This is a genomic window from Rufibacter roseolus (genome assembly GCF_017916365.1).
Classification (GTDB): Bacteria; Bacteroidota; Bacteroidia; order Cytophagales; family Hymenobacteraceae; genus Nibribacter; species Nibribacter roseolus.
The window spans coordinates 2,045,979-2,064,189 of sequence record NZ_JAFMSU010000001.1 but is presented as its reverse complement, the minus strand read 5'-3'; the positions used below and the strand labels follow the sequence as shown (position 1 = coordinate 2,064,189).

The 18,211-nt window shown below is 54.0% G+C and carries 16 protein-coding genes; 4 read left to right on the top strand and 12 right to left on the bottom strand.

The genetic code is table 11. The features are described from left to right. Window positions 1-420 precede the first annotated feature (420 nt). The 7 genes from recN to J3P35_RS08140 form a co-directional block, all read right to left on the bottom strand. Window positions 421-2,079 carry a DNA repair protein RecN gene (recN, locus tag J3P35_RS08170; RefSeq protein WP_210463834.1) on the bottom strand — a complete coding sequence of 553 codons (1,659 nt, stop codon included), beginning with the start codon at window positions 2,077-2,079 and terminating at the stop codon, window positions 421-423. Window positions 2,080-2,642: 563 nt separating this feature from the next. Then, on the bottom strand, window positions 2,643-3,551 hold the full coding sequence (porD, locus tag J3P35_RS08165; RefSeq protein WP_210463833.1) for a type IX secretion system protein PorD: 909 nt from the start codon (window positions 3,549-3,551) through the stop codon (window positions 2,643-2,645). Continuing rightward, window positions 3,533-4,195 carry a bifunctional phosphopantothenoylcysteine decarboxylase/phosphopantothenate--cysteine ligase CoaBC gene (gene coaBC / locus J3P35_RS22180; RefSeq protein WP_210463832.1) on the bottom strand — a complete coding sequence of 221 codons (663 nt, stop codon included), beginning with the start codon at window positions 4,193-4,195 and terminating at the stop codon, window positions 3,533-3,535. The genes porD and coaBC overlap by 19 nt, the downstream gene beginning before the upstream one ends. Further along, window positions 4,188-4,748: a flavoprotein gene (locus J3P35_RS22175; protein WP_210463831.1), complete on the bottom strand. Its 561-nt coding sequence runs from the start codon at window positions 4,746-4,748 to the stop codon at window positions 4,188-4,190. Before J3P35_RS22175 ends, coaBC begins: the two co-directional genes overlap by 8 nt. Before the next feature lie 14 nt (window positions 4,749-4,762). Next, window positions 4,763-5,092 carry a DNA-directed RNA polymerase subunit omega gene (locus J3P35_RS08150; protein ID WP_210463830.1) on the bottom strand — a complete coding sequence of 110 codons (330 nt, stop codon included), beginning with the start codon at window positions 5,090-5,092 and terminating at the stop codon, window positions 4,763-4,765. Between the two features lie 33 nt (window positions 5,093-5,125). Beyond that, a complete protein-coding gene (locus J3P35_RS08145; protein ID WP_210463829.1) occupies window positions 5,126-5,980 on the bottom strand; it encodes an outer membrane protein assembly factor BamD in 855 nt (284 codons plus the stop codon). 73 nt (window positions 5,981-6,053) lie between these two features. Further along, window positions 6,054-7,739, bottom strand: coding sequence for an OstA-like protein (locus J3P35_RS08140; protein WP_210463828.1), 1,686 nt, complete (start codon window positions 7,737-7,739; stop codon window positions 6,054-6,056). Window positions 7,740-7,788: 49 nt separating this feature from the next. On the opposite strand from J3P35_RS08140, the gene tilS reads away from it, so the two are divergent. Both tilS and mdh read left to right on the top strand, forming a co-directional pair. After that, on the top strand, window positions 7,789-9,117 hold the full coding sequence (gene tilS / locus J3P35_RS08135) for a tRNA lysidine(34) synthetase TilS (protein WP_210463827.1): 1,329 nt from the start codon (window positions 7,789-7,791) through the stop codon (window positions 9,115-9,117). 239 nt (window positions 9,118-9,356) lie between these two features. Beyond that, window positions 9,357-10,295, top strand: a complete 939-nt coding sequence (gene mdh, locus J3P35_RS08130; protein WP_210463826.1) for a malate dehydrogenase — start codon at window positions 9,357-9,359, stop codon at window positions 10,293-10,295. A gap of 300 nt (window positions 10,296-10,595) precedes the next feature. Here the strand turns inward: mdh and J3P35_RS22170 are convergent, their stop codons facing one another. Next, entirely contained in the window at window positions 10,596-10,745 is a 150-nt protein-coding gene (locus J3P35_RS22170) for a GIY-YIG nuclease family protein (RefSeq protein WP_317195361.1), read from the bottom strand. Window positions 10,746-10,820: 75 nt separating this feature from the next. Then, a complete protein-coding gene (locus tag J3P35_RS08120; RefSeq protein ID WP_210463825.1) occupies window positions 10,821-12,110 on the bottom strand; it encodes a metal-dependent hydrolase family protein in 1,290 nt (429 codons plus the stop codon). Between the two features lie 216 nt (window positions 12,111-12,326). Between J3P35_RS08120 and J3P35_RS08115 the strand changes: the two genes are divergently transcribed. Both J3P35_RS08115 and J3P35_RS08110 read left to right on the top strand, forming a co-directional pair. Continuing rightward, a complete protein-coding gene (locus J3P35_RS08115; protein ID WP_210463824.1) occupies window positions 12,327-12,758 on the top strand; it encodes an NfeD family protein in 432 nt (143 codons plus the stop codon). Between the two features lie 50 nt (window positions 12,759-12,808). Then, window positions 12,809-13,756, top strand: a complete 948-nt coding sequence (locus tag J3P35_RS08110; RefSeq protein ID WP_210463823.1) for an SPFH domain-containing protein — start codon at window positions 12,809-12,811, stop codon at window positions 13,754-13,756. A 434-nt stretch (window positions 13,757-14,190) separates the two neighbouring features. Here J3P35_RS08110 and J3P35_RS08105 read toward each other — a convergent pair whose 3' ends face one another. The 3 genes from J3P35_RS08105 to mutL all read right to left on the bottom strand — a co-directional run bounded on the left by J3P35_RS08105 (window position 14,191) and on the right by mutL (window position 17,954). Then, window positions 14,191-15,108 carry a rhomboid family intramembrane serine protease gene (locus J3P35_RS08105; protein WP_210463822.1) on the bottom strand — a complete coding sequence of 306 codons (918 nt, stop codon included), beginning with the start codon at window positions 15,106-15,108 and terminating at the stop codon, window positions 14,191-14,193. Window positions 15,109-15,111: 3 nt separating this feature from the next. Then, the gene (locus tag J3P35_RS08100) at window positions 15,112-15,891 is read right to left on the bottom strand and encodes a rhomboid family intramembrane serine protease (RefSeq protein WP_210463821.1); all 780 of its coding nucleotides are present in this window, start codon (window positions 15,889-15,891) and stop codon (window positions 15,112-15,114) included. A gap of 209 nt (window positions 15,892-16,100) precedes the next feature. Then, a complete protein-coding gene (gene mutL, locus J3P35_RS08095) occupies window positions 16,101-17,954 on the bottom strand; it encodes a DNA mismatch repair endonuclease MutL (RefSeq protein ID WP_210463820.1) in 1,854 nt (617 codons plus the stop codon). Between the last annotated feature and the right edge of the window lie 257 nt (window positions 17,955-18,211).

Genomic DNA, 18,211 nt, shown 5'->3' with positions numbered 1-18,211 from the left:
ATTTTCCGTACGTCGTTGTCGCATGCCGATGGTGTTATCACCAACAACTGGAATGGCGGTGGCAACGGGAATGGGCAACCACAAGGGATTGCCCCTACATTGGAATGCCATTATTAGCAGATGTAAACACCCCTCTTTATGAGCTGCGCTCGCTGCCTTAAACTCTCGTTTGGGCAATCCTCAAGGGGAGAATCTGCGGCAAGGGACTCCCCGTGTATTAACCGTTATTGGTGTTATCACCAACAACCGGAAATGGGGTAGAATCTGTAATGCGGTGCCCATCTCTGGGAATTGCCGCTGCATCGATTTGACAACCGTGAGACAAGGCATGCCTTTCTCTACATAATCTGCCATCCCAGGTACAACCTCCATCGCTTAGGGCCTCATTTTCAAAAAACAGACCTAAAGGCTCTTCCCAAATCAGGCACTCAGCGCCAGCAATTCTTTCGCGCTTTGGAAGGCGTTTTCCGATGGGTTGGCGCCGGCGATCATTTGGGCGATCTCTACTACGCGTTCTTCGTGGCTCAGCTGACGCACACGGCTGATCGTGCGGTCGGCACGGTCTTCTTTGTAGACGAAATAGTGCGTATCGCCTTGAGCGGCCATCTGCGGAAGGTGCGAGATGCAGATCAGCTGGTGCTTGTGTGACATCTGCTGCATCATGCGGCCCACTTTCACGGCTATCTCGCCGGAAATACCGGTATCGATCTCATCGAAGATAATGGTGGGCAGCGCGGTTTTGTCGGCGAGGAGGTACTTTACGCAGAGCATGAGGCGGGAGAACTCCCCGCCCGAGGCGGCCTTGCTCAAAGTCTGTGGCGCCGCGCCTTTGTTCGCGCTGAACAGGATGTTGACCACGTCAATCCCGGTAGGCGCCGGAGCTGATATCTTGTGCTCGAATACCACCCTGGCGTTAGGCATGCCCAACTCAAATAGCAAGCTGTGTAGCTCGTCCTGGAAGGTGGTAAAAATGCCGGTACGGCTCTGGGACAGTTCCTCGGCGCGGGCTTCCACTTCCTGCAAGGCGGCGGTCAGGGCTTTCTTGGTTTTCTCAATGGCTGCATCCAGGTTGTGGACGCTGCTCACCTTGATTTCCAGCTCGGCCTGCAGGGCCAGTAGTTCTTCCACGGTGCGTACCTGGTGCTTGCGTTGCAAGGTATAAATGAGGTCCAGGCGCTCCTGCAGTTGCTCGGCGCGCTGCGGATCAGCCTCGGTTTTGCGCTCGGCATCTTCCAGTTCGCTCCCGATGTCGTTGAGCTCGATAAGGCAGCTATCCAGGCGCTCTTTCAGAGTCTGGAAAGTCTCGCCGTATTCGGTAACCTGGCCCAGCAGGTGGCTGGCGTCCTTGAGGGCACCGGCGGCGTTGTACTCGCTCTCCGAGATATACTGCAGGGCCTGGCTCAGTTTCAGCTTGATTTCCTCGGCGTGCTCCAGTTGCTTCAGTTCCACCTCGTGGCTCTCCTGTTCCTCGGCCTGCAGGTTGGCCTCAGACAGTTCATTCAGCAGGAAGGTATTGTAGTCAAGTTCTTTCTGGCTCTGCGCCAGTTGGCTTTCCAGGTCTTTGTACTCGCGCTCCAACTTTTTATAGGTGCGGTACGCCACGCCGTAGCCGTTGCGCAGCTCCTCATTCTGAGCGTACAGGTCCACAATATTGAGTTGGTAGCCCTGGTCACCTAAAAGCAAAGTATCATGCTGCGAGTGGATGTCCATGAGCTGGTCGCCTATGCGGCGCAGTTGGTCCAGGGTCACCGGCGTGTCGTTCACAAAGGCGCGCGACTTGCCGCTGGGACTGATCTCGCGGCGCAGCAGGCTCACGGGTTCAAAGTCCAGGTCTTCCTCCTCAAAAAAGGCGGCCAGGTTGTATTCAGAGATGTTGAAGGAGCCTTCAATCACGCATTTCTCGTTCTGGTTGAACAGCAACTTTGAATCGGCGCGGTTACCCAGCAGCAACCCGATGGCTCCCAGCATGATAGATTTACCAGCACCCGTTTCACCGGTAATAATGTTCAGCAGCGGCGATGGTTGCAGCTCCAGCTGCTCAATAAGGGCGTAATTTTTTATCTTAAGATCTACGAGCATAAAGTAGGAATGCCTCTTTCAGTTTGCGTTGTGTTGGTGTACTCCAATAGACAAAGATGCTAATTTATTTAGTTTCAAGACTAATAAATATAGCCTAAATTATTTCCTGAAAATCGCTGCCGCGATGGGAAAATCCTATATAAGCCAGGTTCCTATTCCAGTACGTGCGGCAGAGGTAAACGGTGCAGGTTCTCCCCTTGCGGTTAAGGAATAGGTCTGGACCCGAAATTCTCAACAACACCAACCGCCTCTCTGTTCCAGCCCTCGGATTAAAACCTCAACCAGGTTCAGAAACAATTATTACCTAACTGCTCGTGTAAAACAGCCTCTAAAGAAACGTGATTTTTCCTTCATTGTAAAGCATTCGTCACTTGGTATAAAAGGACAACACATATGTAGCCGCGGGACCACCCTTCCTTTGCATCAGGCCAGAAACGAGAGAAGCCTTCCCCAGTTTTGTGGGGAAGGCTTCTCTCGTTTTAAGAACGTTATTGTAAAATATACCTTAAAATCGGGAATATGCTTTATCTGTGTTTTCCTGAAAACAGGCCCTAAACGGAAGTCTAGCGTCTGGTCAGGGGTTCGTATTTAGCTCGGTTGGTAGGGTCTATCTGGGTGAGCAATTCGTAGGCCTGCTGCTTCTGGGCGGGCGTGGCCGAGGCAAAGGCGTTGCTCAGCTCGGTGGCTTTGGCTTCAAAGAAAGACCGCAGAGCGGCGCTGCCGGAGCGGATGCGGGCCACCTGTTGGATGTTCTTCAAGGCCTCCAGAATATTCTGCCTGGCTTTCTCGGGATCCTGAGACATTAGGTCCAGTCCCTGACGGTGGTACAGGTAGATGGCCGAACGCAGGGGCTCAAACTGCGGGTCCTGCAGGTTATTAATAAGCCAGTAGCGGTTACGGGTATCGGCGGTAGCGCTCCATCCGCCGCCGGCGGCCCCCGCAGAGGTCACCAGGTTCAGGATGTTGTTGGCCTCGGCTAAGGCATTGGCCCCACCCAATCGTGAGAAGCTGTCATTGTCCATGCCAATGATAGTATAGGCGTAGAAAGACAGGATGGCGGTCAGGTTGGAAGTATAGGTATTGGGCGCGTATTGCAGCGGCTGAGCCGGATTATACTCAAACTCAAACTTGGTGTCCACGAAGGAAAGCACGGTGGTCTCGTAGCCAGTGCCGTAGGTAGGGCGGCTGGAGATGATCTGCGTGTTAGCCTCGTAGACGCCAATCTGCGGCATGGCCCGCAACGTGATGAACATCTTGCACCGGATGCGCTCCTCGTTCTGGTACACATCACTGGTCCAGCGGGTGTTGTTCATGATCTCAGAGATGGCGTTCTGCATCTGCTGGAACACCTGCCGGTCGGTGGCCTGTACCTGGTCGCTGTTCACGGTGACCTCGCAGCGTAGTTCCTGCGCCATGGCGCCCAGCGGGAACAGGAGACAGAGTAAAACCCAGCCTATTTTTTTTGCAAACATGCCCATTCAGCTTTAATGGATTCCAGAATATCTTGTGCTACCTCGTCTTTGGCTTTCAGGTTATACTCCTCTACGGAGTTGGCCTTCACAATGGTGATTTTATTGGTGTCGTGCTTGAAGCCAGCACCGGGGTCACGGAGCGAGTTGAGCACCACCATGTCCAGGTTTTTCTTGAGGAGTTTGCCGCGGGCGTTCTCCAGTTCCTGATCGGTTTCCAGGGCGAAGCCTACGGCAAACTGATCAGTGCGTTTCTCCTTGCCCAAGGTAGCTGCTATATCAACGTTCTTCACCAACTCAATAGTAAAAGAAGCATCGCTTTTTTTTATTTTAGAGGTAGCGGTGTCCTTGGGTTTATAATCGGCCACGGCCGCCGCGAAAATCCAGAGGTCGGTTTCCGGCGCTTTCCGGGCGCAGGCGGCGTACATCTCATCGGCGGTCATCACGTGCGTGATGTGTACCAACGGGTGCTTCAAGGTAAGTGCCGTAGGACCGGCCACCAAATTCACCTCGGCGCCTTGCTCGGCTAACTTGCGGGCCAGGGCGAAGCCCATTTTGCCGGTGGAGTGGTTACCGATGAACCGTACCGGGTCCAGGGGCTCATAGGTGGGCCCGGCCGTAATGAGGACTTTCTTGCCGCTAAACAATGTTCTGGGAAATGAAATGCTGTTCTAAAACCTGGATGATTTCTTCGGGCTCTGCCAGGCGCCCCTGCCCTACCAAGCCGCTGGCCAGTTCGCCGTGGCCTGCCTCAATCACGTGGTTCCCGTAAGAGCGCAACAGCTGAAAATTCTCCTGTACCGCCGGGTGCTGGTACATGTCCAGGTCCATGGCCGGGGCCACGAACACCGGGCATCTTGCCGAGAGATACGTCGCCGACAGCAGGTTGTCGCACAGGCCGCGGGCGAATTTCCCTACCGTGTTAGCGCTGGCGGGCGCCACTACCAGGGCATCGGCCCAAAGGCCCAGTTCCACGTGGTTGTGCCAGAGCCCGGATGAATCATCCCGTACGAAATCGGTTAAAACCGGCCTTTTGGAGAGCGTGGCTAAAGTGACAGGGGTTATAAAAGCAGAAGCAGAAGTGGTCAGGATCACCTGCACTTCTGCTTCTGCCTTGATGAGGAGCCGCACCAGCAAAGCCGCTTTGTACGCCGCTATGCTTCCGCAGACCCCCAGGATTATTTTCTTATGCCGAAGCATTCAGAAACGTTGAATTAAAGCGCGGAAGAGGTTTGCTCCTCGTCATCGGCGTTACGGAAATATACTTTTCCTTCTACAAACTCTTCAATGGCCATGTTGGTAGGCTTAGGAAGACGCTCATAGTATTTAGAGATCTCAATCTGCTCGCGGTTCTCAAACACTTCCTCCAGGTTGTCCACGGTGGTGGCAAACTCGGCCAGTTTAGAGTTCAATTCCTCTTTCACCTTCACGGCAATCTGGTTCGCGCGCTTAGAGATGATGGAGATTGACTGATATACGTTACCGGTCTCAACTGCCAGGTCAGATATGTTACGCGTTACGATGGATGCTGGTACTTGGGCCATATGTCTAGTGAATTGGGTTTTACAAAAATTGAATTACTTGTTTGCCGTAGCGGCAGCGGCCGCCGGGGCTTTACTCAGTTTCTCCAGCGCTTGGCGGCTGGCGTCATAGAGGTTCTCGGCGTTACGTAAAAACTTGCTCTGCGGATAAGCATCCACAAAGGTCTGGTACATGGTGATTACCTCGGCGTAGCGGTCGCGCTGCTTGGACTCAATACTTTCCTTCGCGTAGTTGTACTGAGCGTCAATGCGCAGGAAAGCCGCCTCCTCGTTATACACCGATGACGGATAGTTTTTCCGGAAGTTCTCCAGGGACACCACCGCCGCTTTGTAATACTGCGGATCGTAGTTGGTGAGTTTGTAGTACTGCCTGGCGTTCTCAAAGGCTTTTACCTCAATCTTGCGTGAAAGCTCGTCGTAGATTTTGTTCGCATCGGCCATGTACTTGCTCTGCGGATAGCGGCGCATGAACTCCTGCAGGGCCGCCATGGCCTGCACGGTGCTCTGCTGGTCCAGGTTCACCGAGGGTGACTCATTGGTCAAAGAGCGGGCATTCATGAACGCGGCTTCCTCGGCGTACTGGCTGCGTGGGAAGGTCTGCGTGAAAGAAATGAAGTGGAAAGAGCTTTCCAGGTACAGGCCCTGGTGGTATTTGGTGTAGGCGTAGAGGAAGTTGGCTTTCTCGTACTCGCTGCGGCCTTTGAGCAAAGGCATAAGGTCTTCCAGCAAGGCGCCGGCTTTCTCGTACTCCTCTTTCTCGTAGTAAGAGAGCGCCGCGGCGTATTTCTTGTCTACGTCGTCGCTTTTCAGGATTTTATTGTATTGCCCACAGGCGCCCAATAGAAAGACTACGAGCAGGATAGGCAAATAAGAAAGAATGCGTTTGGTCATAAGCGCGCAAAAATAACACTTTTTTTTATATGTAACAGAACGGATGGTCTTTCCATTCAGTATAGGGCCTCAATTATTTACCGGGCTCGGCTTTGGCCAGAGGCTTTTTAGCTTCTTTATTCTGTTTAGGGGCCTGTTTTGCTTTTTTATCGGCTTTCTGGTCCTTCTTTGACTTTGCCGGGCCTGCCACGGGTTTTGCCGGCGTGGCCTTTTTCTTAGGGCCTCTTTTGGCTAGCACAAAGGCCCGGGTAGGCTTTTCATCGCTCCGCCAAATAAAACCCTTCAATCGTTTATCAGGGTCTTTGAGCTCATGCGGCGGAATAAGCTTGGCGTCTGGCTGCTCCAGGAACGTGATGTACTGCACCTTGCCTTCGTCAAACATCATGCGCATGTCACTACTCACTGCCCGGTTCATGCCCATAGTAGTGGAATCGCCCTGCAGGGCGAAGTAAAGGCTCTCAGCGTTGCCGTTCACGTCAATGCGCCTGATCTTGCCGTTGGCGAACCGCGCGATCATCCTGCGCCCCTTAACCTGGTTGTAGTTGTCCAGCGTGTCTAAGGAGATGGCGAAGGAGTTGCCGTACATGTGCATCTGGTCAATGGTGTTGTTGCGCAACCGCAGAATCACGCTATCTGCGGTCATCTGGTTTTTATTGGCCCACAACCGCGGATTTCGGCTCATGTAGATAGTGGAGTCCTGCTGGTCATAGGTCAAAGAATCGCAAAGACCCTGCAGGTCAGACTTGAAGATGCGCACATCGTGGTAAGCGTAGAGTTTGCCTTTCTTGGTTTTGTCTTTCACGTTCTCCACCGAAACCAGCGTATCAGCGGAGAGGTACATGGTATCGCGCTTCTCAATGGTACGCATGACCGGCGAACCGTATACCTTGGCCCTGCCCCTCGCCCGCCAGTACAACGCCGTCTGCCCCGTGATGATGGTAGTATCCTTGATGGAGGTCATGGAGACGTTTCTGGAGGCCGTGTAGTATTCCTTCGTTTTATCGTAGGTCAACACCTCACCTTTGATGAGGTAATCCGGGGTTTTGATGCTGGCGTTGCCCCTGAAGTTAGACTCCCGGGTGACGGTATTGTACGTACCCCGATTGGCGTACAGCGTGCCGTCCGGTGATTTGATGGTGGTAGGCCCGAAGAACTCCACCACCTTTGTCACCGTGTTGTACGACATGGTATCGCTCACCACCTCGGCGTTCTGGCCAATGTATTTGATGTTTTTCTTGAACGTGAGCACCTTGTCCTCGGAGGTATAGGTACCCAACTGGCTGTTGATGGTGTAATCCGGGCCCACAATGTTTCCGACCTCGGTATAGTAGGCGCGCTTGGCGTTCAGGTCGTAGTCCAGGGAGGGTGTGGTAAGGGTCATCTGCTCGTCGCGCAGGGTAACATTGCCGCGCATGTTGGCGATGCGGCGGGTACCGTCATAGCTGGCTGTGGCGCTGGTGGCGTCCATGCCGGGCTGGGTGATGTGTACATTCCCGAAAACCTCCAGCTTGTTGCGGTCGCTGGCGTACTGATAGGCCGAGTCTGAGGTAAGGGTGGTCTGACCCTGGCGCATGACCACGTTGCCCAGCAGTCGGCGCACCTCCTCGCCTTTGTAGCGGCCGGACTGCAGCGTGCTCGCCGATACCTCCACCGGCTGCCCGTTTCCTGTCGGCGCCGGGGCCGGCGTACCCTGCCCAAAAGCCAAATTAACCCAGAACAGGGAGAAAAGAGATACTAAACCTATCTTTGTGAACTTCATCAATGCCAATAAGAGAAACAAAATTACTAAAAATACCCTTCCTTTACCGATGCTCGAGAAAGTTTTAAACTATATAACCACCCACCAGCTCGCCTCCCCTGAAACCCGTATTCTGGCCGCCGTGAGCGGAGGTCTGGATTCGGTGGTCTTGGCCGATGTCCTGCACCGCCTCAAATTCCCGTTCGCGGTGCTGCACTGCAACTTCGGGCTGCGCGGCGAGGAGTCAGAGGCTGATGAGCTGTTCGTGCGCAAGCTGGCCAAACACTACGACGTGCCTTTCTACAGCGAGCAGTTCCAGACCCAGGCCTTCGCCGAGCAGGAAGGCATTTCCATCCAGATGGCGGCCCGCACCCTGCGCTACCAATGGTTTGAGCAGATGCGCCAACAACTGGGCTACGACGTCATCGCCACGGCCCACCACCAGTCCGATGCCTTGGAAACCGTGCTCCTGAACCTGGTGCGCGGCACCGGTTTGGCCGGCCTTCACGGAATCCTGCCCCAAAACGGGAACCTCATTCGCCCGCTGCTGGGCCTCACCAAAGACGACCTCTACGACTGGCTAGTAGCCAAACGCCTGGCATGGCGCGAAGATTCCAGCAACGAGAGCCGCAAGTACAACCGCAACCTGATGCGCCACGAGGTCATTCCGGTGCTCAAGAAACTCAACCCCAACCTGGAAGAGACCTTCACCTCCACCCTGGAACGCCTGCAGGGCGCCGAGGCCGTATTTCAGGCCTCTGTTCTTGAAATGAAGGCCAAAACGCAACGCCAGGAGAACGGAGCTACTTACCTTTCTATTGCCCCCCTGCAAGCCAGCCCCGCACCCGTGGTTCTGTTACATGAACTCCTGAAACCGTTTAACTTCTCCTACAGCCAGACGCAGGAGATCGCCGCCGCCTGGGAAGCCCAGTCCGGGAAGACCTTCTCCTCCCCCACCCACGTGCTGGTAAAAGACCGCGAGGACCTGGTCATCACCCCCAAGCCGCTGGAGAAATTCGGGAGCGTGACCGTGCCCGAGGATGCCACCGAACTGCGTTTCGGGCCTTATTTGGCCAAATTCACCCGAAAACCCGCCGAGGGCTACAAGGTGCCGCGCTCCAAAGACGTAGCCGCCTTAGACGCTGACCTGGTGAAGTTTCCGCTGAAGCTGCGCCCCTGGAAAGAAGGCGACTGGTTTATCCCGCTGGGCATGAACGGCAAGAAAAAAGTCAGCGACCTGCTCATAGACCGTAAAATACCGGCCAACCTTAAACCCGATGTCTGGGTATTAGTCTCGGATGCGTCGCTCACCTGGGTCATAGGCCAGCAACTGGACAACCGCTTCAAGGTCACCGAGAACACTCAAGTAGTGCTGGAAATCACCGTTACCCGGGCTTGATGGCTGATTGTTCATTGTTGATTGCTGATTGTTGGTTATGTGAATGTCCTTAATATAAATTGAGCGCACGGGAAGGAACCTCAGAGAAAAGGCGTTTAGAGCCTGTTTTCTAAAAAACAGATCTAAAACAGCAATTAACAAATGACAATCAGCAATTAAATAATTTCCCCGTGGCGGGGTTTTTCCTAAATTCACCGCGTAGTCTAGTAAGTACATCAACCTAACCAAAATAAAACAGAATGAAAGTAACCGTAGTTGGAGCTGGTAACGTTGGGGCCACCTGTGCCGACGTTTTAGCGTACCGCGAAATCGCGAATGAAGTAGTGTTAGTGGATATCAAAGAAGGCTTCGCCGAAGGCAAGGCCCTGGATATCTGGCAGAAATCGCCTATCAACCTGTATGACACCCGCACCGTGGGGGTTACGAATGATTATACCCGCACCGCCAACTCAGACGTGGTGGTGATTACTTCCGGTTTGCCCCGCAAGCCCGGCATGACCCGCGATGACCTGATCAGCACCAACGCCGGTATCGTTCGTTCCGTGACCGAGAACGTGATCAAGCATTCGCCCGAGGCCATCATCATTGTGGTGTCTAACCCGCTGGACGTGATGACCTACGCCGCGCATATCACTTCCAAACTACCCCGCACTAAAGTGATGGGCATGGCCGGTATCCTGGACACCGCCCGCTACCGCGCTTTCTTGGCTGAGGAACTGAATGTGTCTCCCAAAGACATCCAAGCGGTCTTGATGGGTGGCCACGGCGATACCATGGTTCCGCTTCCGCGCTACACTACAGTTGGCGGTATTCCCGTAACTGAACTGATTGACCCTGCTAAACTGGACGCCATTGTGGACCGCACCAAAAACGGAGGTGGCGAACTGGTAAAACTGATGGGTACCTCGGCCTGGTATGCTCCGGGTTCAGCGGCCGCGCAGATGGTGGAAGCCATCGTGCGCGACCAGAAACGCGTATTCCCGGTTTGTATCAAACTGGAAGGCGAATACGGCATCACTGGCACTTACCTGGGTGTACCGGTAGTGTTGGGCAAGAATGGCATCGAGAAAGTAATTGAGCTGCAACTGAACGAGGATGAAATGGCCTTGTTGAGAGCTTCTGAGAAAGCCGTGCGCGAAGTGATGGATGTGCTGGACAACATGCCCGCCAACGCCTAGGCGCCTGCTATAAACAGTCAAAAACAGGAAAGCCCGGCTCATGAGCCGGGCTTTCCTGTTTTTGGGCCATTCTTTGGAAAATAGCAGGGAAACAGCGCTGAATGACTCAATTCCCTCTCTTTGTCATCCTGGAAGGATCTTGTGGGCCATCTGCAACTCAGCTGGCTATGTACAAGAAACTCATTTTTGGGTTTCATGACTTTATCAGTTCCTTTTTGGCTTCTCGCCCCGGCAGTTTTATCTCCTTCTCTCTTTCAATAGCCTGCTCCACATTTGCATAACGTTCATAGTACAGCAGTTTCAGTAGTACTTGCCGGCAAAGCTCTCCGGCTTTCCTCTGTTTTCTTTGTGTTGTTGCAGCCGAACTTCCAAATCATTTGTGACACCTGTATAAAGAACAGTCTTCCCAGGGTTGCTGGTGATGTAGACAAAGTAATTGTGGTCTTTCATAGCTTCGGCTTGTCTAGTTCGCCCACAAGATCCTTTCAGGATGACAGGGGGGGGATAATGGACAAAGATTAAACCCTACTGCTTATACACCACCCCATCCTTCATCACGAAATTCACCTGTTGCAGCAGCTTGATATCCTGCAACGGGTTTCCGCTCACCGCCACGAAATCGGCGAATTTACCTTTTTCAATAGTGCCCAGTTTGGCAGACATGCCCAGCAGCTCAGCGGCGTGGGCGGTGGCAGCTTTGATGGCTTCCATGGCGGGCATACCGGCTTCTACCATGTACTCAAACTCCTTCGCGTTCCTGCCGTGCATGAACACCCCGGCATCGGTCCCGAAGGCGATCTTTACGCCTTTCTTGTATGCTTTCGCGAAAGTGCCCTGCAACTGGGGTCCGATGGCCAGGGCCTTGGGCGTTACCAGCGCCGGGTAGTAGCCTTTGATCTTCGCTGAATCAGCCACGGATTTACCGGCGGTGAGGGTGGGTACGTACCAGGTGCCGTACTTCTTCATCAGGTTCATGGTTTCCTCGTCCATCAGGGTGCCGTGCTCCACTGAGGTCACCCCGGCCCGTACGGCACGTTTCATACCTTCGGCGCCATGGGCATGCACTGCCACTTTCAGCCCTAAGTCCCGGGCAGTTTCTACGATAGCCCTGATTTCTTCCTCGGTGAATTGCGGCGCAGAACCGTCTTTGGCCACGCTCAGCACGCCTCCGGTTGAGGCGATCTTGATCAGGTCGGCGCCGTTCTTGTATTGGTAGCGCACGGCTTTCCGGCATTCATCGGGGCCGTTGGCTACGCCTTGGGCCGGTCCCGGATCGCCCTGCAGATCGGCGCGGTACCCGTTGGTGGGGTCCATGTGGCCGCCCGTGGCCGAGATGGCTTTTCCTACCACAAACATCCGCGGCCCTTTCACCAATCCCTGGTTGATGGCGTTGCGCAGTTGCACGTTCACGCCGCTGCCGCCTAGGTCCCGCACGGTGGTAAAGCCAGCCATGAGGGTTTTCTCGGCGTAGCCGATAGACCTAAACGCAATAGTGCCCTGGTTCAGGGAAAGCGCCTCAGCGTAGGCAGTAGGGCTGGTTTCACTTTCAAAATGCACGTGCATGTCCATGAAGCCCGGCATCACGGTTCTGTTTTTCAGGTCGATGACTTTGGTACCGGCGGCCGGAGCGGTGTAGCCTTTCTCCACGCCCACAATTTGGTTTCCGTCAATGATGACGGTCATCTCGGTCTGGAGTTGGTCTTTGAGGCCGTCAATGAGTTGGCCGCAGTGCAGGTAGGTTCTTTGGGCCAGGGCCGCCGATCCGGAGAAAGCCACCAACGCCGCGGTAGCCAGCGAGTAAAAGTATTTCTTCATAAGGGATGGGTTGAGCAAATTAGTTTGGGCACACAAAATAGTAAAAATCCGCTGATCCGGCTGAGTCTGCCGAAAACCTGTTTAAGGCCGTTTTCCAAAAAACGGCCTTAAACAGGATGGCTTTTCTGTTATATTTTCCCGCAGCCAACGACTAATGGATTAAACAGCATTTGTTCTTAATAATGAGTAAATTAAGGCTATAATCAGAGAAAAAAGATGGGCTTAGAATTGTGGTGTTTGTGGCTTATGGCGGGCATTCTGCTGCTGGTGGCGGAGATGCTGACAAGTACGTTCTACCTGCTCTGGCTGGGCCTCGCTGCCCTGGTGGCCGCCGCGCTTTCTTATTTGTTTCCCGAGAACCTGTGGCTTCCGCCCGTGGCTGCCAGCGTCTCGGGGTTGCTCCTGACCCTGCTCTCCAAGCCTCTCACCGCAAGGGCCCGACTGGCCCGCGGTTTCCAGGACCCAGCCCACGATCTGGTGAACAGACAAGGTGAGGTTGTGGAGGCGCTGATTCCCGGAAAACTGGGTATTGTGCGGGTGGGGAACGAAACCTGGTCGGCGAAGGCGCCCGAAGAACTTGCCCCGGGCCAGCGGATACTGGTGGTGCACCAGAGCAGCACGGTACTCCAAGTGGTGCCTATCAAGTAAATCTCCAATGGATTTTCATTCTTCAGATAAACTCACTCACTTCTAATGCGATGACTACTTCCCTCATTATCCTTGCCGCCGTGATTGTGCTCATTGCCCTCTCCGTGCGGATTATCCAGCAACAGCGGGTAGCCGTAGTGGAACGATTGGGCAAGTTCCAGCGCATCATGCAACCCGGCCTGAACCTGTTCATCCCCATCGTGGACCGGGTACGCGTGTACCACGACCTGCGCATCCAGCAGACGAACGTACCGCCGCAGAGCGTGATTACCCGCGACAACGTGCAGGTCCTGATTGACACAATCGTGTTTTACCAAGTGGTGGGGCCCGAGCAGGCCACCTACGGTATCTCTGATTACGTGCTGGGCGTGCGCAACATCACCACCGCTACCATGCGCCAGATTATAGGCAATCTGGAACTGGACGAGACCTTATCGGGTCGGGAGCGGATTTCCGCCGAGATCAGGACGGCGCTGGATGAAGCTACCGAGAAATGGGGCGTGCGGATTGAGCGCGTGGAGGTCATCGACATAAAACCACCCATTGACATCCAGGAAGCCATGGACAAGCAGATGAAAGCCGAACGGAACCGCCGCGCCATCATTCTGGAGGCCGAAGCCGCCAAACAGGACACGATCCTACGCGCTGAGGGTGACCGGGCCAGCAAAATCCTGCGGGCTGAGGGCGAGCGCGCCGCCCGCGAACTGGACGCCCTAGGCCAGGCCAAAGCCATCTCTGACATAGCGGAGGCCGAAAAATCCCGCATCCGGTTGCTGATTGAGGCGGGCCTGGACGAACGGGTGCTCACCTACCGGTCCTTCGAAGCGCTGGAAAAACTAGCCATGGGCCCCGCTAATAAGATTTTCTTACCTACTACTGCCGTAGAAACCCTGGGCAACATTGGCGCCATAGGAGACATGCTCAAAAGCAGCCGAGACAAGGTAGATTCGGGGCTGGTTTCCTCAAAACCGGCCCAGAACGGGAATAAGGTTTCTTAAGAGAAAGTGAGCATGTAAAAGGAAGGCCTCGCAGTTAGATCTGCGAGGCCTTCCTTTTTACGCCTTGGATTAACAGCAATCGGCGAAGATCATAATTCAATAAGCTTAATGTTTATACTCACGCATTCCGTCCCCCTTTGAAGGGGGTAGGGGGATGACCAAGGCGGTTTGTAGAATTAAAGGCTTTAATACAGAGCAGAGACTTTAATTGCGCGCTTCACCAAAGGGCAACCACAAGGGATTGCCCCTACATTTTCGGGAATGCCGTGATCAGCAGAAGTAGTCATCCCGAGCTTTCAAAGGGGGACGATATGCGTCAATGCCATGAGAATGCATTAGCCCTAAAACAGAAAGATAGTTTTCTGTTTTAGGGCTAATTTAGATAAAACAACCTAAAAACTAATCACCAGCAACTAACCACTAATTGCTAACAGCTACTTCTGGCTGGCTTTGAAAAGTTTCTGCTTTTCTTCTTTGGTCAGGCTTTCATACCCAGAGACGGAGATCTTGTCCAGGATCTGGTCTATTTCCAGTTGCGAGGGATTGCCGGGGATGTTGGAGGTGCCGGTCATGGATGACGAGGCGGAGTTGGTGTAGGGCCGGTTAGGGTTTTTGTAGGCTACTTTCAACGGCGAGCGTCGCTGGAAAATACCTCTAAAGAAGCCCAGGAACGCCTGCAACGGCCGGCCCAGATCTGAGCCGCTTTGCAGTTGGCGCACGTAAAAAAAGCCCAGGATAGCCCCACCCAGGTGGGCGATGTTGCCGCCCGCGTTTCCACCAGTGGCGCCGGAGATGGAGAGCAGCACCATAACCAGGGCAATGTACTTGATCCTAATAGGCCCGATGAGGATGAGGTTGAAGGTGTAGTTAGGCAACAACGTGGCCGCGGCCACCATAATGGCAATCACACTACCCGACGCGCCCATCATGAAAGACCCATCGGCGCGGAGCTGCAGGTATGGAATAGTGTTGTAGCTGATGAGGTAAATGAGGCCGCCGGCCAGTCCGCCCAGCACGTAGAGGTTCACCAATCGTTTATCGCCCAGATACTCTCTTATCAGCATGCCAAACCAGTACAGGTTAAGCATGTTGAATAGGATATGGAAAAACTCTAGGTGGGTGAAGAAATAGGTAATAATGGTCCAGAAGCGCAGCGCGAAGAGCTGCAGGTTGGAAGGCATGCTCAGGAAGGTCATCAGGTAAGCGAACATGCCGCCCGAGCCGCTCAGCGTCATAACCGTGCGCAGGATAATGAGTACCGCAAACACCACCACATTGATGAATATGAGTTGGTGCAGGGCATTGTTCCCCTTGCTGAACGCCGATCTTATATCGTCAAAAATACTGGTCATAGTTTAGTAAAAGTTGTTGCGTTGTCGTTCCCAAAGTTTCAGTAAGATATACGCAAAAAGCATCCCTCCCAAATGTGCATAATGCGCCACATTGTCGCCGGGAGCCCGGTTTAATCCCGAATATAATTCAAAAGCGCCGTACATAAGTACGAAGTATTTGGCTTTGATTGGCACCGGGAAAAACAGCAGCATGAGCTCAGTGTTGGGGAACAGCATGCCAAAGGCCATCAGAATCCCGAACACCGCCCCCGAGGCGCCCAGCATGGAGCTGTCTACCACCACTTCAGACATACGGGAAGCCAGAGATTTGGCCTGCATGATCATCTGGGCATCTGTTGGATTACGGTTAAAATCAATCAAAAAGCCTTCTAATGACCTCACATTAGCGCCACCCTTCTCCAGCAGGTTTCTGAAGTCTATCGGGTCTGGGTTCTGCATAAAGGCTGCGGCGCCATCCAGTACCTGGGTGATCTCATAATGGTGCACCAGGGAATACATCAGACTCGCGCCCAAACCGGTGATGAGGTAAAAGGTGAGAAACCGCATCTCTCCCCAGTACCGCTCCAGCATGGGCCCGAAGATAAACAAGCTGAACATGTTGCTGAACAGGTGCCCCAGGTTTCCGTGCATGAACATGTGGGTCACAAACTGGTACGGCCGGAAATCATCTGAACGGATATCGTGCAAGGCAAACATTTCCTTTGGGAACAACCTGTCGCTTAAGAAGAACATCAGCACGTTCAAAATAAGCAGGTTACGCACCATGGGCGTGATGGGTGGCATAGAAGGACGTTAAGTAAATGTACAGTTTAAAGGAAACGAAAAAGCCGGGCAAAACCATACGGCCCGCTCCTTCTCCTTTGGGTAACAGCTGATGAAAGTAAAGGTTCTGCTTACAACAGTACGACGGAAAGCCCCCTAATGGTACCCAGACCCGCTTAAAAAATCAGTTACCGCGCTATTTCCTCTTCTTTTCGCCTTCCCGCCAAAGGTTAATTCCGCAGAAATAGATCCTGGAGTTGCTCGGTTTGCAGAATCACCAGTGTTTTCTGCCCGCCAGGCGTGTAATTGGGCATCTGGCAGCCAAACAAGCGGTCCACCAGCGCGTTCATCTCCTGGTCGCTTAACCGGCCGGTGAGGCGCGAGGCCACGCGTTTGGCCATGGCCCGGGCCAGGTTTTCCTGCCGATCTACCTTAAGCGAGGAAAGATTGTTCTTGTACTGCTCCAGCAGCCCTTCAATAAGTTCTTTCTCATCGCGCAGCGGAATCTCCGCCGGAATACCGTTCACCACCAGCGTATTGTTCCCGAAATCATTGAACACAAAGCCTAGCGCCGTGAACTCCTCAGACAACTCCATCACCAAAGAGAAATCGGCGGGCGAGAGTTGCAGGGTCTGCGGGAAGAGCAGTTGCTGGGAAGCGCCGGTGCGCTTGCCCAAGGCCTGGCTGTATTTCTCGTACAGAATACGTTCCTGGGCCGCCTGCTGGTCCACTACCATCAAGCCGGATTTTACCTGCACCATGAGATATTTCTGGTGTACCTGCAAAGTCTTGGAACCGCCCGTCATGCTGTTTTTTGATGGTGTGAGTGAACCCTCCTCTTCTTCGGGGAAAAGGTTAGTGTCTGGTGATGAAGTAGCCCGGGAGACCTCGCGGGTAGGAGCGAAATCTGAATAATTGTCGTTACTGCCGCCCCCGCCCGAGGCCCGGGAGGTGAACGTAGTCGGCTGGCTTGCCCTTGCCGAAGCCCGGGGCGCCAGCGCAGGCGCGGTCTCAAAGTCCATGGAGGCCGGGAATTTCATGGGTTGCAGCGGAATGTAGTTCACATCGGCCCCGAAATCCAGGGAAGGGGCGATGTTGTGCAGTCCCAGGCTCTGCTTCACGGCCGCGCGCACAATGGCGTACACCGTTTTCTCGTCCTCAAACTTGATCTCCGTTTTGGTGGGGTGCACGTTGATGTCTATCGTTTCCGGCGCGATTTCCAGGAAAAGCACGTAAAACGGGAAACTATCCTTAGGCAGCAGTCCCTCAAAGGCGGTGAGCACCGCGTGGTTCAGGTACTGGCTTTTGATGTAGCGGTTGTTCACGAAGAAAAACTGCTCGCCGCGGCTCTTCTTGGCAAACTCGGGTTTCCCGATGTAGCCGCGTACCGTGAGAAAAGGCGTAGTCTCCTCGCAGGCGGCCATCTGTTCTTTGTACTCTTTCCCGAAAATGCTCACAATTCGCTGGCTCAGCTTACCGGCGGGCAGGTTCATGACCTCCACCTCATTCTGGTACAGGGCAAAGGCAATCTCTGGGTTGGCCAGGGCCACGCGCTGGAACTCATCCAGGATGTGGCGCATCTCCACGGGGTTGGTCTTGAGGAAATTGCGGCGGGCGGGCACGTTGAAGAAAAGGTTCTTCACGCTTACCACCGTTCCCTCGGCCATGGCCACGGGCTCCTGTTTGATGACCTCGTTGCCTTCAATGGTGAGGCAGGTGCCCAGCTCAGCGCCGCGGGCTCGGGTTTTCAGTTCCACCTGGGCCACGGCCGCAATAGAAGCCATCGCCTCGCCGCGAAAACCCATGGTCCGGATGCGGAAGAGGTCCTCGGTGGTCTTTATTTTGGACGTGGCGTGGCGCTCAAAGCACATGCGGGCATCGGTCTCGGTCATGCCTACACCGTCGTCCACCACCTGAATGAGCTGCTTGCCCGCATCTTTGATGATCAGGGTTACGCTACTGCTGCGCGCGTCTACGCTATTCTCCAACAACTCCTTTACCACCGAGGCCGGGCGCTGCACCACTTCGCCGGCGGCGATCTGGTTGGCCAGGTACTCGGGTAACAATCGGATGATATCTGCCATACAAACTTCCCTGCGTAGTGTTTATTTTCCGCTTCGGGGGCTGCCTTTCCGGCGGTGAAACCAGGGGGTTTCGCCAACTTTTCAGACACCGAAGCAAATTTTTGAGTAATATTACCAGCTTAAACGGCGGCCTTACCTCCCTAACCTTCTGGCTTTTCGCTCTTTTTCCGGTTCTTTTCCAGTCCTGAAAGGACAGGGATTCACTGGAAACGGGGTTAGAGCCTAAATGGGGAGGAGTCGTTCTGAACAAATCCTGT

Bases quoted from the DNA above. Each gene is read 5' to 3' on its own strand.
- recN (WP_210463834.1), bottom strand. From the start codon at position 2,079: ATGCTCGTAGATCTTAAGATAAAAAATTACGCCCTTATTGAGCAGCTG.
- porD (WP_210463833.1), bottom strand. From the start codon at position 3,551: ATGTTTGCAAAAAAAATAGGCTGGGTTTTACTCTGTCTCCTGTTCCCG.
- J3P35_RS22175 (WP_210463831.1), bottom strand. From the start codon at position 4,748: ATGCTTCGGCATAAGAAAATAATCCTGGGGGTCTGCGGAAGCATAGCG.
- J3P35_RS08150 (WP_210463830.1), bottom strand. From the start codon at position 5,092: ATGGCCCAAGTACCAGCATCCATCGTAACGCGTAACATATCTGACCTG.
- J3P35_RS08145 (WP_210463829.1), bottom strand. From the start codon at position 5,980: ATGACCAAACGCATTCTTTCTTATTTGCCTATCCTGCTCGTAGTCTTT.
- J3P35_RS08140 (WP_210463828.1), bottom strand. From the start codon at position 7,739: ATGAAGTTCACAAAGATAGGTTTAGTATCTCTTTTCTCCCTGTTCTGG.
- tilS (WP_210463827.1), top strand. From the start codon at position 7,789: ATGCTCGAGAAAGTTTTAAACTATATAACCACCCACCAGCTCGCCTCC.
- mdh (WP_210463826.1), top strand. From the start codon at position 9,357: ATGAAAGTAACCGTAGTTGGAGCTGGTAACGTTGGGGCCACCTGTGCC.
- J3P35_RS22170 (WP_317195361.1), bottom strand. From the start codon at position 10,745: ATGAAAGACCACAATTACTTTGTCTACATCACCAGCAACCCTGGGAAG.
- J3P35_RS08120 (WP_210463825.1), bottom strand. From the start codon at position 12,110: ATGAAGAAATACTTTTACTCGCTGGCTACCGCGGCGTTGGTGGCTTTC.
- J3P35_RS08115 (WP_210463824.1), top strand. From the start codon at position 12,327: ATGGGCTTAGAATTGTGGTGTTTGTGGCTTATGGCGGGCATTCTGCTG.
- J3P35_RS08110 (WP_210463823.1), top strand. From the start codon at position 12,809: ATGACTACTTCCCTCATTATCCTTGCCGCCGTGATTGTGCTCATTGCC.
- J3P35_RS08105 (WP_210463822.1), bottom strand. From the start codon at position 15,108: ATGACCAGTATTTTTGACGATATAAGATCGGCGTTCAGCAAGGGGAAC.
- J3P35_RS08100 (WP_210463821.1), bottom strand. From the start codon at position 15,891: ATGCCACCCATCACGCCCATGGTGCGTAACCTGCTTATTTTGAACGTG.
- mutL (WP_210463820.1), bottom strand. From the start codon at position 17,954: ATGGCAGATATCATCCGATTGTTACCCGAGTACCTGGCCAACCAGATC.